Annotated in this window: 12 protein-coding genes and 1 tRNA gene; 2 read left to right on the top strand and 11 right to left on the bottom strand. The window is 60.6% G+C overall.

All coding sequences use genetic code 11. The features are described 5' to 3' along the window. Positions 1-5: 5 nt before the first annotated feature. The 5 genes from HCZ30_RS15010 to HCZ30_RS14990 all read right to left on the bottom strand — a co-directional run bounded on the left by HCZ30_RS15010 (position 6) and on the right by HCZ30_RS14990 (position 5154). Positions 6-80: transfer RNA gene (locus tag HCZ30_RS15010), tRNA-Gln, on the bottom strand. A 60-nt stretch (positions 81-140) separates the two neighbouring features. Beyond that, the gene (locus HCZ30_RS15005; protein WP_167639127.1) at positions 141-1415 is read right to left on the bottom strand and encodes a mechanosensitive ion channel domain-containing protein; all 1275 of its coding nucleotides are present in this window, start codon (positions 1413-1415) and stop codon (positions 141-143) included. Between the two features lie 59 nt (positions 1416-1474). Continuing rightward, positions 1475-3100 (bottom strand): capsule biosynthesis protein, encoded by a 1626-nt coding sequence (locus tag HCZ30_RS15000; RefSeq protein ID WP_167639126.1) that lies wholly within the window; start codon positions 3098-3100, stop codon positions 1475-1477. Then, positions 3078-3737, bottom strand: a complete 660-nt coding sequence (locus HCZ30_RS14995) for an ABC transporter ATP-binding protein (RefSeq protein WP_167639125.1) — start codon at positions 3735-3737, stop codon at positions 3078-3080. Before HCZ30_RS14995 ends, HCZ30_RS15000 begins: the two co-directional genes overlap by 23 nt. A 148-nt stretch (positions 3738-3885) precedes the next feature. Continuing rightward, on the bottom strand, positions 3886-5154 hold the full coding sequence (locus HCZ30_RS14990; protein ID WP_167639124.1) for a Na+/H+ antiporter NhaA: 1269 nt from the start codon (positions 5152-5154) through the stop codon (positions 3886-3888). Positions 5155-5292: 138 nt separating this feature from the next. Between HCZ30_RS14990 and HCZ30_RS14985 the strand changes: the two genes are divergently transcribed. Further along, positions 5293-5880: a uracil-DNA glycosylase family protein gene (locus HCZ30_RS14985; protein WP_167639123.1), complete on the top strand. Its 588-nt coding sequence runs from the start codon at positions 5293-5295 to the stop codon at positions 5878-5880. Continuing rightward, positions 5870-6655: an SseB family protein gene (locus HCZ30_RS14980; RefSeq protein WP_167639122.1), complete on the top strand. Its 786-nt coding sequence runs from the start codon at positions 5870-5872 to the stop codon at positions 6653-6655. The genes HCZ30_RS14985 and HCZ30_RS14980 overlap by 11 nt, the downstream gene beginning before the upstream one ends. Here the strand turns inward: HCZ30_RS14980 and HCZ30_RS14975 are convergent, their stop codons facing one another. Genes HCZ30_RS14975 through HCZ30_RS14950 form a run of 6 tightly spaced genes read right to left on the bottom strand, consistent with a single transcriptional unit; the run spans position 6656 to position 13177 of the window. Next, positions 6656-7585, bottom strand: a complete 930-nt coding sequence (locus HCZ30_RS14975) for a 2-hydroxyacid dehydrogenase (RefSeq protein ID WP_167639121.1) — start codon at positions 7583-7585, stop codon at positions 6656-6658. It lies immediately after the preceding gene. Next, a complete protein-coding gene (rodA, locus tag HCZ30_RS14970; RefSeq protein WP_167639120.1) occupies positions 7585-8724 on the bottom strand; it encodes a rod shape-determining protein RodA in 1140 nt (379 codons plus the stop codon). The genes HCZ30_RS14975 and rodA overlap by 1 nt, the downstream gene beginning before the upstream one ends. Then, entirely contained in the window at positions 8721-10664 is a 1944-nt protein-coding gene (mrdA, locus tag HCZ30_RS14965; RefSeq protein WP_167639119.1) for a penicillin-binding protein 2, read from the bottom strand. Before mrdA ends, rodA begins: the two co-directional genes overlap by 4 nt. Continuing rightward, entirely contained in the window at positions 10661-11200 is a 540-nt protein-coding gene (locus tag HCZ30_RS14960) for a rod shape-determining protein MreD (protein ID WP_167639118.1), read from the bottom strand. Before HCZ30_RS14960 ends, mrdA begins: the two co-directional genes overlap by 4 nt. After that, complete coding sequence (gene mreC, locus HCZ30_RS14955; RefSeq protein WP_167639117.1) at positions 11193-12122, bottom strand: rod shape-determining protein MreC; 930 nt, start codon at positions 12120-12122, stop codon at positions 11193-11195. The genes HCZ30_RS14960 and mreC overlap by 8 nt, the downstream gene beginning before the upstream one ends. A 14-nt stretch (positions 12123-12136) precedes the next feature. After that, positions 12137-13177: a rod shape-determining protein gene (locus tag HCZ30_RS14950; protein WP_167639116.1), complete on the bottom strand. Its 1041-nt coding sequence runs from the start codon at positions 13175-13177 to the stop codon at positions 12137-12139. Between the last annotated feature and the right edge of the window lie 504 nt (positions 13178-13681).

The following is a 13681-nucleotide window of genomic DNA, read 5'->3' as shown; positions in this document are numbered from 1 at the left end:
ATTACTGGCTGGGGTGGTAGGATTCGAACCTACGGTGCGCGGTACCAAAAACCGGTGCCTTACCACTTGGCTACACCCCAGCAGCGAGGGCGGATTTACAATTAGCTGTCGGGGAGCGCAAGGGGCGTTTCGAAAAAAAATCACTCTTTTGGCGCTTTGCTCGACAAAAGATCGGCGGAGGCGTTTTCAGTGCGGTCGGCCTCGACGATGCGGTCGAGCGAATTCTCGGACGATGTATCTACCGGAAGGTCTTCCGTCGTGTTTTCAACGAGGTCCGGCGCATCGCCGTCTTCGATGAGGACGCGCTGGACGATCGGCTGGCGATCAAGCTCGCGCTCCTCGAATGCTTTCTTGACCAGTCGCAGAGCCTCACTGCGGGCGAGGGGCAGCGAAGTGATCGTCTGATCGATCCAGCCGGTGCAGACAAGCTCCACGCTGGTGGGCGTGGTCTTGTCGATCCAGACCTGTACGGCGGGGTCCTTGAGCGTGAACGCCAGCCCTTCGAGGACATCCGTGGCGACCTGCTGTGCGATGGTCAAATTCGCGCTGAGGTCCACAGGCAGGCAGAACATGAAGCGGCGGGCGGGATTATCCGAATAATTCACGATGCGGCTTTTAAAGACCGTCGCGTTCGGGATGCGAATGTGGTTGCCGTCATAGGACAGCAGAATCGTCGCGCGGCTGGTAAGACGGATGACCTTGCCCTCGTCACCGTTGATTTCGACCGTATCGTTCGGGCGGAACGGTTGGCGGATCGAAAGGAGAACGGAGGCGATGTAGTTCTCCACCGTGTCCTTGACCGCGAAACCAAGCGCGAGGCCGATGATGCCTGCGGCGCCGAGGATCGTGGATAGCAGCGCGGTCGCGTTCATCAGGTCGAGCGAAATGACCATCGCGCCGAGCAGAAACAGCAGGAAAACCACCTGACGGTAGAGGTCGGCGATGAAGAGGTTCGGGGCAAGCCGGTCGAATATCCGCGTGCGGTAGGCGACTACATAGCCAATGAGCGCGATGACCCCGAACAGCACCAGTGCGATCAGCGCCAAGGGCAGGATTGCGATGATCTGGGTGAGGCGGGTCTTCAAGCGCTCGTAGGCAGGGTTGATGCGCCGCGAGAGGTCGGTGGTCTCGAGCACCTCGTTTTTCACCGCGACAACGCCCTGCACGCGGTTCGACAGGCTGCTGAGGTCGGCAATCTGTGTGGAGGACGTGGTCTCGCCACGAAGCGTGACGATACCGTCTGCGACCTGAACCGTGACGTCTTCGTAGCCGCCAAGCTCTGCGATGATATCGCGGATACGGTTGGCGATGGCGGCGTCGTCGCTGGCGGTTGCCGTCGTCTCGATTGTGGTTTCCTGCGCCGTGGCGATGACCGGAGCAAGCAGCAGAGACAGGACGAGAAGGACGACACGCATAGAGATAACCCCGTTGAATACGGGATTAACCATAGCGCGGCCCAGCTAAAGGGGTAGCCTTACGACGTGACTTGTTCGCGCAGGATCGAAACCGTCAACGAAAGCATCAGGTAGATGCCTGCAAAGATCAGCAGCGATACGAGCGTGTTTTCGAACGCGCGCGGGTAGGTCGGATCGTCCGGCGCAATGGGCTCAACGCCAAGCGATAGGTAACGCACCTGACGGTTCGCCTCGAGACGGGCGGTTTCCATCATGGTGAGCGCCTGCTGAACAAGGCCGACTTGGAACTGGTAGTCCTCTTCGGCGGTACGCAGCTCGGTAGTCTTGGATGCGAGGGACACACCCGTATCGGCCTGCTCGGTCAGTTCGGACCGCAGCGAGGTGATGGAGTTCTGGAGGCTCGCGATTTCGTTCTGTACGGCGTTGACGCGCGCTTCATTCGGGCGCGCGACACTTTGCAGGGACGACAGTTCGAGGATCTTGTCCTGACGGCGAGTCTCAAGCTGGCTGATCTGGGTCAGCACGAGCTGCGCTTCGCTATCGGGGCTGAGAACCTGAAGCTCGGTTTGGATTTGCAGCAGACGGGCCAGCGCTTCGGCGCGGCGCGCTTCGGCTTTCTCATAGCTTTGGTCGGCGCCGCGCATCTGGTCTTCGCGCATACGCTGGGTCAGCTGGTCGACCTGCTCTTCGGCGTAGGAAATCAGCGCTTCGGAGAACCGCTGGCTGGTCTCCGGATCGGCGGCGATGACTTCCATCCGCAGGATGCCTTCGGTCGGGTCATAGCCGATTTTGACGTGGTTTTCGTAGACCTTGTAGGCGGTTTCGTTGGACGCATCCTCCGGCAGGCGCTGGATCGGGTCGATCCACGCTTGGCCAAAGTGTTCCTTGAAGCCCTCTTCCTCGTCCAGACGCACCATGGCGGAGCGGGACGTGAGGTAGGACTGCACGGCGACCGCGTCCGCTTGGGTCGCCAAAGACGTGCCTTGGAACAGGCCCGCAATGCCCGAAGCGCCGCTCTGCGACTGGGCCTGCTGGATCACGAATTCGGATTTTGTCGCGTACATCGGGGTCGCGTAAACGAAGTAGTAGACGCCCATCACAAACGTCGGCAGCAGGACGAAAACACTGAGGCGTGCGAATAGCGACATCAGCTTGCGACGACGGCGGCGCACGATGTCCTGCTGGATCTTCTGGATTTCACTGGCGCGGCGCTCTGCCGACAGCGGGCCGCCGGTGGTGTCGGGGCGGGCGACCTCGCGGCTTTGCTGCTGGACGGTCTGCGGCAATTGCTGGCTCGGCTCGGGGCTGGTGGCAGGCAGGTTGCTCTGCGCGTTGCTGCTCGACACCAGTTCGAGGATGCTGGAGCGTTCGAACGGGTCGATACCGCGCGCACGAAGCTGGCGCACGGCGTCGAAATCGGAGGTCACAGCCAGCCCGTGTTTCTGCGCAATGCGGCGCGCCATGCGAAGTTGACGACCGGTCAGGCCCTCGCGGCGGATCGCGTCCATATCACTGTCAGAGCCGGTGCTGGCCTGCTGGTCCGTCCCGATGCCGGGTGTTTCGGGTTTGATGGAAGAGGGATCGGCGTCGATGTCGATTTCGGGATCGACAGCAGCAGCGCGGGCGCCGCCCAGCGTTTCACCGCTGCGGATGCGAAACTTTCTAGCCTTTAGTTTGGTAGTCATAAAGCTGCTTCGCCTCTTCCAAAGTGTCGAACATATGAAGTTGCCCGTCCATCATCACCGCAGCGGATTTTGCAAACCGCTCGAGCGTTTCGGCTTGGTGCGACACGATCACGACTGTAGTCGTTTCGAGCCGTTCACGCAAAAGCCCGCCTGCTTTGCGGTTGAATTCCACGTCGGTGGTCTGGGGCATCCCTTCGTCGATCAGGTAAATGTCGAAATCCAGTGCCAGCATCAGGGCAAAGGACAGACGCGCGCGCATACCTTGGCTGTAAACGCCCACAGGCATGTCGAAGTATTCCTTGATATCGCAGAGCCACCGGCAGAACGCCTCGATATAATCGGGGTCCAGACCGTAGATGCGGGCGATATAGCGGGTGTTTTCCTTGGCCGTGTGTTTGTTGACCAAGCCGCCCATGAAGCCGAGCGGGAATGAAATCCGGCATTTACGGTGGATTTCGCCTTCGTCCGGTTTTTCGAGGCCGGACATCATATTGATCAGAGTGGTTTTGCCGGTGCCGTTAGGCGCAAGAATACCGAGGCTATTCCCGAGTTCGACGCGAAACGACGTGCGGTCGAGAATCACCTTGCGCTGTTGCCCAGTCCAGAAGGACTTGGAGACGTTGTCGAATTCCAGCATCGCTAGCGGTGTTGTCCTGCTCTTGGTGCCCATTTGTTCGGGCTTGCTCTACGACTATGGCGCAGAATGTGAGCTATAATGTGGCAACGGCAGGTTAAAATATACCACAAAAAAGGCCCGCTCACGCAAATGAGCGGGCCTTTGAGGTTTAGTCGTTGATCTTCTGGACGCCGGTCAGCTTGCCCACGACCAACGAAATGATCGCGGCAAAGAAGCTGAAGAGCGCCCCCATTTTGGCCGCATCAAGCACATGCGCAGGCGAGTCCTTGAACGCCACTGCAGCAACGAAGAGCGCAACGGTGAAGCCGATAGCCGCAACGCAGCCGACTACGAACAGGTCTATGATGCGCATCCCTTCCGGCAGGCCGAGGCCCAGCGGTTTCGCCGCGATCCAGCCCATGATCAGAACGCCGATCGGCTTACCGATCAGAAGGCCGGCCAGAACGAGCCAAGTCGGCTCACCGATCGAGCTGAACTCGACGCCAGCATTGAGCAGGCCGAAGAAAAACAGAACGATCTCAACCGGACGCTTCAGGGCGTGCTCGATATCGTTGAGCAGGTCGTGCAGGTGCTCTTCTGCTTGCGAGAAGATGCCGAAAGCGCGGTCGGCGTGCGGGATCGTCGGCACGATCGGCAGCAGACCCAGAGCAGGGTGGATGCCCGACTGCTGGAAAGCGTACCAGCTGAGGCAGGCTGCGATGAGGTACGGCCAGAACGACAGATACTTGCGAACCCAAGTCGAATTCGGACGGTCCTGCTTGCCTTGGTCGAGGTAGCGCGGCAGCCAGTTCGCCAGAACGAACACGCCAACAGCAGCGCCCAGCGAGAGCAGCAGCCAGATTGGCGCAAGCTCACCCGACGGGTAGAAGATCGCGAGGATCAGCAGACCTACGGCGTCGTCGGCAATAGCCAGCAGAAGCAGGAAGCGCACAGCAGGGTGACCGCCACCAAAGACCAGACGACCAACGAGGTACGAGAACGCAATGTCGGTCGCGGTGGGAATCGCCCAACCGTTTGCGACAGCGTCGTAGGTGGTCGAGCCAAGCATGGCAGCAAGGCCGAGGTAGACGGCAACCGGACCAATAACGCCGCCAGCGGTCGCGATCAGCGGGGTGGCGGCTTTCTTACCGCGCAGCGAGCCGTCCTTGAGGATGATGGCTTCCCAGACTTCCTTGGCCGCGATGGCAAAGAAGAACGCCATCAGCACGTCGTTGACCAAGTAGTGCAGGGTCAGCGTGCGAACGACATGGCCGTGTCCATCATCATGGAGGTGGCCGATGAAGAAATCGTCGATCAGTACGTAATCGACAAAGTGGTGATAAGAGTCAGGGTTCATATTTGCCCAACCAAGGGCAATCAGAGCACCTAAGATAAGTAGGAGCGAGTACTCCGTGACGAAGTTCCAGACGCGGTACATGCAGCTTTCCTCGTTGGTTACGCACCGATGCGATAAAGGAAGTGAACGGCATTCACAACGATACGGAGAGAGTGACTACCGCCTTTGGGCTTGTGATTGTCCATTTGCACCACTCCGCTGTGGGCTATGTTAATGGAAATGGACGGAATTTCGGAAAAAATATCTGCGTGCCGGATCTGTGCGGAGCGTTTTGCCTTAACCGCAACCCGCCATCATCCGCGTCCGGTTGTATGGTTCGAGCCGTCCGCGCGCATCCTGATCGCAGGGCAAGCACCGGGCGCGCGGGTCCATGCAGCGGGCAGGCCGTTCGCCGATCCGTCGGGCGACAGGCTGCGGGACTGGCTCGGGATCGGGCCGGATGTGTTCTACGACAAATCGCTGATTGCTATTGTGCCGATGGCGTTCTGCTTTCCGGGTTATGACGCGAAGGGCTCCGACCTGCCGCCGCCAAAGGTCTGCGCAGAGACATGGCGGGCACCGGTGATCGACAGCCTGAAAGATCTCCGATTGACGATCCTCATCGGCGGTTATGCGCAGCGTTGGCACATCGGAACGCGGAACGTGACGCAGGCCGTGCAGAGTTGGCGTGACCATTTTCCGTCCGTGATCCCCTTGCCCCATCCGTCTTGGCGCAATACGGCATGGCTCAAGAAGAACCCTTGGTTCACTGACGAATTACTGCCCGTATTGCGAACGCGGGTGAAGGAGGTACTGGATGCAGACTGAACTCGACGCCGCTCACGCCGCGATGGAAGCCAACCCCGAGGACGACGCAGCACGTCTGCGGTTTTACGAGCGCCTCGCGGACAATGAACTGTTCCTCCTTCTGGCAGGCGAGCCGGAAGGCGATGACGACATCATGCCCGAAGTCATCGAAGCCGACGGTGTCCAGTATGTGCTGGTCTTCGACCGCGAAGAGCGGCTCGCGGAATTTACCGAGCGCCTTGCGTCCTACGCATCGATCTCGGGTCGCGGTCTGGCGCAGATGCTTCAGGGGCAGGGGATCGGCATGGGTGTGAACCTCGGTCAGCCGTCCTCGATCCTCATTCCGCCGAGCGCGATCGAGTGGTTGGTCGAAACGCTGGCCCATGCGCCCGAAGAGGCCGACGCCCGCCCGACCGAGATCACCGCGCCCAAGGGACTGCCCGAAACGCTGATCGCTGGGATCGACCGTAAGCTGGCGACCGCCGGCGGGCTGGCCGAAGTCGCGTTCCTGACCGGCGTGAAATACGACAACGGTACCAACGGGCATATCCTGTGCTTTGTCGGTGTGAAGGAAGGCGCCGAACCTGCGCTGACCCGCGCCGTGTCCGAAGCGCTGACATTCTCGGGCATCGACGCCGGAATGCTGGACGTGACCTTTGTCGCTTCGGACAATCCGTTCATCGCGCAGCTGGAACGTGTCGGTCTGCGGTTCGACCTGCCAAAGCCCGAACAGAACGCTCATGTTCCCGGTGCGAACCCTGGCATGGACCCGAACAAGCCGCCGAAGCTGAAGTAATCAGTAACCGCGACTACGGTCGACGAGGTTGAGAAGCGGCTCGCCGTCCAAGGCGCGCCGCATATTCGCGGCGATACTTTTGACTGCCGTTTCAGGCCGTGTGGCGCTCGCGATGTGCGGCGTGACGGTGACGCTCGGGTGCGTCCAGTAGGGATGCTCGGCGGGAAGCGGCTCTACGCGGAATACATCCAGCGTGGCGTGTTCGACGTGACCGGTGTCGAGCATCGCCAGAAGCGACTGATCGTCGATCAGCGGCCCACGCCCCGGATTGATGATGAACGCGCCTGTCGGCAGATGCGCAAGGCGCTCGTCATTCAGCAGGTTGGTCGTCTCTTCGGTCAATGGGAGTAGCAGCACGAGAATATGCGCGTTTTCGAGCGCGCTGTTCAGATTCTCCATCCCCGCAACGGTTTTGATACCGTCGAGGTTCTTGGGCGTGCGGCTCCAGCATGTCACGGGAAAGCCAAGGTTCGTCAGCGACCGCGCACACGCCGCGCCAAGTGCACCCGCGCCAAGGATCGTCACAGGCCGATCAGACGAAAGCGGCGGCACGACCTGTTTCCACGCACCCTTCGTCCCGTGGATATACATGTCCAGCCCGAGGTGGTGGCGCAGCACCTGACCCGTCACCCATTCGACCATGCCCTGCGTCAGCCCCGGATCGACGAGTCGGCACAGCGGCTGGGTGAGTGTTTTGTTCCCGACAATCCGCTCGACGCCGGCCCATAGGCTCAGGACAGCTTTGCAATCGGTGTAGGGCGTGAAGTCGGTGAGCTGGTCATTCGGTGCATAGACAATGAACTCCGCATCCGACCGATCGGCATCACGGGTGATGTCGGCCTCGATCCCCTCCGCCTTGCACGCATCAAGCAGCAGCTCGCTGTACGTATCCCAAAGTTGGTTTTCGGCGGAGAAGAGAATTACTGTCATTATCTGGGCCTATGAATATGCGCGCTCTGGACGAGGCCGAAGCCGACCATCAGGACGAGCATGGCCGAGCCGCCGTAACTGACGAGCGGAAGGGGAACGCCCACAACAGGCGCGAGCCCCATGACCATCGCCATGTTGACGGCGAAATAGAGGAAAAACGTCATTGAAATGCCGAGCGTCAGGAGCGAGCTGAAGCGGTCGCGGTTCTGGAGCGCCGAGGCAAAGCAGAACCCGATCAGCAGCAGATAGAGCGCGAGCAACGTCGTCGCCCCGATAAAGCCGAACTCCTCGGCGAGGGTCGTGAAGATAAAGTCTGTGTGCGCTTCGGGCAGGAAGTCGAGGCCTGACTGTGTTCCCTGCATGAACCCGCGCCCAGTCACACCGCCGGACCCCAAGGCGATCTTGGCCTGCGTAATGTGATAGCCTGCGCCGAGCGGATCCTGCGACGGATCGAGGAAGATGTTGATCCGGTCGTACTGGTAGTCTTTCAGAAGCTGCCAGCTCGTGCCCTTAGACTCGAAAACCGCCCAGATCGTGCCAATCCCCGCGCTCACCACGACAGCGAAGTACGCCCAATGCACGCCCGCCAGCCAAATGATGGTGCCACCACCCACTGCCAGCAAAAGCGCGGTGCCGAGGTCAGGCTGTTTGAACACGAGGAACGTCGGCACCAGTACCGCCGCAAGCGGGATCGCGATCCACAGTGGGCGCGAACGCTTCGCCAGTGGCAGCCAGTCGTAATAGGCGGCAAGGAACATCACCAAGGTAATCTTGGCCAACTCGGACGGTTGCAGCACCATAAAACCGAGGTTGATCCAGCGCTGGGCGCCCATGCGAACCTCGCCGAATAACTCCACGGCGACCAGCAAAAGCAGGGATATGATGTAGCCAACCGCGGACACGTTGCGCCAGAACCAGATGGGTACCATTCCGATGGCAATCATCAGAAACAGGCCGAAACCGAAGCGGTTCAGTTGTGGATCGAGCCACGGCTCCACCGACCCGCCGGCCACGGAATAGAGCATCAAAAAGCCCGCGCAGGCGATCGCGATTGTCAAAAGGACAATGGCCCAGTTGACGTAGAGCAGTTTGCGAATGCCTGTCGGGACATTCTTGTAGCTGCTTTCCAGAAGGCTCATGCGCGGTCGCTCGTCGGATAGGCGCCTGGCGCGATGCGGTTCTCGATCCGCTTTTGCTGCTCCTCAATGCGGTTGCGCACGTTGGACGGATAGGCCTCGAGCGGCGGCGGGCCGTCGTAAAGGGCTTGCAGCATGATATCGCGCGCGATGGGCGCTGCGGTCGAAGAGCCGCCGCCGCCATGTTCGACGACGATAGCGCAGGCAAATCTCGGGTTTTCGACAGGCGCGAAGGAAACGAACAGCGCGTGGTCGCGGCGCTCCCATGGCAGGTCGGCGTTACTTGTCACCCCGCGCGCACGTTCTTCGGCGGTAATGCGGCGGACCTGACTGGTGCCCGTTTTGCCCGCAAGGCGCATCGACACCTCAGAAATCCGCGAGCCGTAAGCCGTGCCGCGATTGTTGTTCGACACCGCATCCATCGCTGCGCGGATGCGGCGCAGGGAGTTCTCGTTCACGCCAATCGGCTGGTCCGCATCTGCTCCCTGCTCCACGCCATCAACCGTGTGAACGAGGCGCGGCGTGATATTCCGGCCCGTTGCAAGACGCGCTGCCATAACGGCGAGCTGGAGCGGTGACGCCAGCACGTCGCCCTGACCGATGGAAGCGTTGACCGTATCACCGATGCGCCAGTCCTCACCGCGCACGCGGCGTTTCCATTCCTTCGTCGGTGCGAGCCCCTCGGCGACGGCGGAAAGTGGCAGGTCATGCCTCACGCCGATGCCGAAGCGCTGGGCCATCTCGGAGATTTTGTCGATCCCGATGCGCTGTCCGACTTCGTAGTAATAGCAGTCGCAAGAATGCTTGAGGCTGTCGTGCAGGTTTACGTTGCCATGACCTGCGGTCTTCCAGCAGTGAAAGCGGGTGCCGGAGACTTCGGTGTAGCCACGGCAATAGATTGTCTCTTCGGGGTCGAGCACGCCTTCTTCGATCGCAGCAAGCGCGGTCATCATCTTGAACGTCGAACCAGGAGGATAGATGCCCTGCACGGCTTTGGCTGCCAGCGGCCGGTAGGGATTTTCGTTCAGATCGGTCCAATCCTTGACCGAAATGCCGCGCACAAAGAGGTTTGGGTCGAACGACGGCGCGGACACAACGGCGCGAAGGTCACCCTTTTCGAGGTCGATCACCACTGCGCCAGCGGATTCGCCTTCGAGGCGCGCCTCGACATAGGTCTGGAGTTTGGAATCGATGGTCAGCTGGATGTCGGCACCCGGCTCGCCTTCTTGGCGATCCAGTTCGCGCATGACACGGCCAAGGGCGTTGACCTCCACATGGAGCGTACCGGCAGAACCGCGGAGCGTCTGCTCCATTTTGTTCTCTGCGCCGGTCTTCCCGATCTGGAATTTCGGGATTTGCAGCAGCGGGTCACGGTCTTCGGTACGGCTGAGGTCATAGTCCGACACGGGGCCAACATAGCCGACAACGTGCGCCATGTCCGCGCCCTGCGGGTAGAACCGGCTCAGGCCGACCTCGGCAGTGATGCCGGGGAGGGCAGGGGCGTTGACGGTGACGCGGGAAATGTCTTCCCAAGACAAGCGATCCACGATGGTTACGGGGACAAAGCGCGAGCGTTCGGACACCTCTTTCATGGCGTCCTGAATCTCTTCTTCGGTCATCGGGACAAGCTTTGAAAGGCGGCGCAGCACGGTTTCGACGTCGCCCGCGTCCTCGCGGGTCATCGTCACGCGGTAGTATTGTTCGTTGCCAGCCAGCAGCACACCGTTGCGATCGAAAATCAGACCGCGCGCGGGTGGCAGAAGATGTACGTTGATGCGGTTTTCGTCCGCAAGCAGGCGGAATTGCTCGGCCTGCTCCAGTTGCATGGAGCGCATGCGCATCAAGAGGCTGCCAGCTAACCCTAGCTGCAACGCACCCACGACGAGCGCACGGCGCCCGATAATACGCGCGCTTTCGGCAGATTCTTTGGGCGGTCGCCTCATATCCGTTTCCCCAGAATGTCCACTTCACCCTGCGCAGGCCGACTGATGCCGAACAGCAAATAGGCGGCGAGTACGACCAGAGGATATGCAATCACGGTCGTCGCGGTCTGGCTGAATGTCAGCATAACAGGCGGGCGTGGCAAGACCATCATGAACAAGATTACGCGATAAGCGAGGGTCAGCCCGACAATCGCCGAGGTCGCCGCAATCCACTCGACAGGGAACGACAAGGCACGAAGGTTGGCGGAGCGGCGGCGCAGGATTTCGGACGCAAAAACGATGAGGGCCGAGAGCAGACCAGGCGGGCGCATGAGCAGGATGTCGGAGATAAAGAAGATCACCGCGATCAGCGAAACCGGCGCGAGGTCGGGTCGGCGGATCACCCAGACCAAGGTGATGAGCAGCAGCCAGTCTGGCGGTGCCCACTGCGGCGGTTGGGTCGAAAGCGGCAGAAGCTGTGCCAGAAGGATCGCGGCCGCCAGAAGTGCAAAGCCGACGCGTCCGCCCCAGCTTCGGGTGGTCTGGGCCTCAGCCATCGTTGCGAACGGCGGGTTGGGCGGGCATCCGCGGCCCAATAAACTCGCTTTCCTCGATGATCGGATCGGTGACGAGAAGGCCACCCTGATCCGAGATGATCTCGTGCGGCTGACTGCGCAGAACACGCAGGAATTCAAGGCGTTCGTAGTCCGCAGACAGGCGCACCCTCAGGCGGCGGTCAGAGCCGAGGGCGACTTGCCCCACCAGAATGTCCGAAGGAAACACGCCGCCGTCGCCTGTCGAGATCACGCGATCACCAGGGCGCACCAGGTCGGGGTCCTCAAGGAACTCGATCAACGGATTGCGGCTGTTGTCGCCCTTGAGCACGGCGCGCTGGCCCGACGGTTGGATAATGATCGGCACATTGCTCGACGTGTCGGTCAGCAGAAGCACACGGCTGGTGTTGCGACCGATACCGGAAATGCGCCCGACAAGGCCGATGCCGTCCATCACGGCCCAACCGTCGATCACGCCGTCACGCTGGCCGACGTTCAGCAGCACCGACTGGCGGAACGGCGAGCCGCTATCGGCCTGCACGATGCCGGTGATATATGTCAGCTTGGGGTCGAGCTCGACATTGTTGAGGTCGAGTAGCTTCGCGTTTTCCTGCTCAAGCTGGAGAGCCGCCTCGCGCCACGCCTTCATCTGCTGGAGCTCGCGTCGCAGGTCGGCGTTCTGCTCGGCCAGACGCTGATAAGATTGGAAGTTCGTCACCAAAGTCGCAAGGCCAGTGACTGGCGCCATCACCCACTCCATCGGCGGAAGGATGCGGTCGACAATGGCAAGGCGCATCCGCTCCACGCGCGGGCTGTCGATACGCCAGACAAGGAAGGTCGCGGCCAGAACGACGACAAGCAAAGTCACAAGAAGCCGCCGAAGCGGCTTCCCGTAGGTCTCGTCACGATTGTTATCGCGGGCCACGAACCGGACCCCGATCAGCTATCGTAGTCGATAACGTGGCGAAGCTGCTTTTCGTATTCGAGCGCTTTGCCGGTGCCGAGGGCCACGCAGTTCAGGGTCTCGTCCGCAACCGAAATCGCGAGGCCGGTCTGTTCGCGAAGTGCCAGATCAAGCTGGCCAAGCAGCGCGCCACCACCCGTCAGCATCACGCCGCGGTCGACGATGTCTGCTGCCAGATCCGGCGGGGTCGCTTCAAGAGCGGTCATCACGGCTTCGCAAATCTGCTGCACCGGCTCGGCAAGAGCTTCTGCAACCTGCGCTTGGCTGATCTCGGTTTCTTTGGGAACGCCATTCAGCAGGTCACGGCCACGGATCATCATGGAGGCGCCACGACCGTCGTCGGGCATACGTGCGGTGCCGATGGAGGTCTTGATACGCTCGGCGGTCGATTCACCGATCAGCAGGTTATGCTGACGGCGCAGATAGTTAACGATGGCTTCGTCCATGCGGTCACCGCCAACGCGAACCGAGCGGGCATAGACGATGTCGCCGAGCGACAGAACGGCCACCTCAGTGGTACCGCCGCCAATGTCGACAACCATCGAGCCTGTCGGATCGGTGATCGGCATACCCGCACCAATCGCAGCTGCAATCGGTTCAGCAATCAGACCGGCACGGCGGGCACCAGCAGAGAGAACGGATTGACGGATGGCGCGCTTTTCAACCGGAGTCGCACCGTGCGGAACGCAGACGATGATCTTAGGCTTGGAGAACGTGGTGCGCTTGTGGACCTTGCGGATGAAGTGCTTGATCATCTCTTCCGCAGTGTCGAAGTCGGCGATGACACCGTCACGCATCGGGCGGATCGCTTCGATGGTACCAGGCGTACGGCCCAGCATCAGTTTTGCGTCTTCACCGACCGCCAGCACTTTCTTAACGCCGTCTTTGACGTGATATGCGACTACCGATGGTTCGGACAGAACGATCCCGCGGCCACGAACATAGACAAGCGTGTTTGCCGTCCCCAGGTCGATTGCCATGTCGGACGAAAACAAACCCCCGAAAATACCCGCCATATTACGCCTTCCTGCTTGCAGATGATGTGCCAGCGACTCTTGCTCGGCCCGTGGGCTTTATAGGGGGGATGGCTTTTGTGCGAAAGGGTACTTGCGATTCACCTTGGCGCGATTCTGCCAAGGGTGATTCAGGGGTGAATCGGCCACTCGGAATCGATTCATCGCATGTCGAAAAACGGGGTGTATATATATAATGTCAGAGATGGCCGCGCCGAGGGCTTTCGAAGTGCTTCGAGCGAGGGACTGCTTCGAAGCCCTAACACCTTTCTTCAAGTTTTCATTGTTTCGAAACCCCATAAAATAAGGGGCTTGAGGGTGCAGGTGCAGAAAAATCGAGAAAAGTTGGAAAACGGCCTTGCGGCTCCCACGGGATATCCATAGATAGCCCCTCACCGGCGGCGCTGAGGCGCGGCGGGGACGGACGGGGCGGCCACTGAGGCTAGCCGGTTCGGGAAATTTAGAGACAGGACTGGCGAGGCGCGCCGACAAGTTAGGGCGCGGTGG

Source organism: Marivivens donghaensis (assembly GCF_011806565.1).
In the GTDB taxonomy this organism is placed as follows: Bacteria; Pseudomonadota; Alphaproteobacteria; order Rhodobacterales; family Rhodobacteraceae; genus Marivivens; species Marivivens donghaensis_A.
Note: the sequence above shows the minus strand (reverse complement) of the source record. Positions and strands in the feature narration are given on the sequence as shown.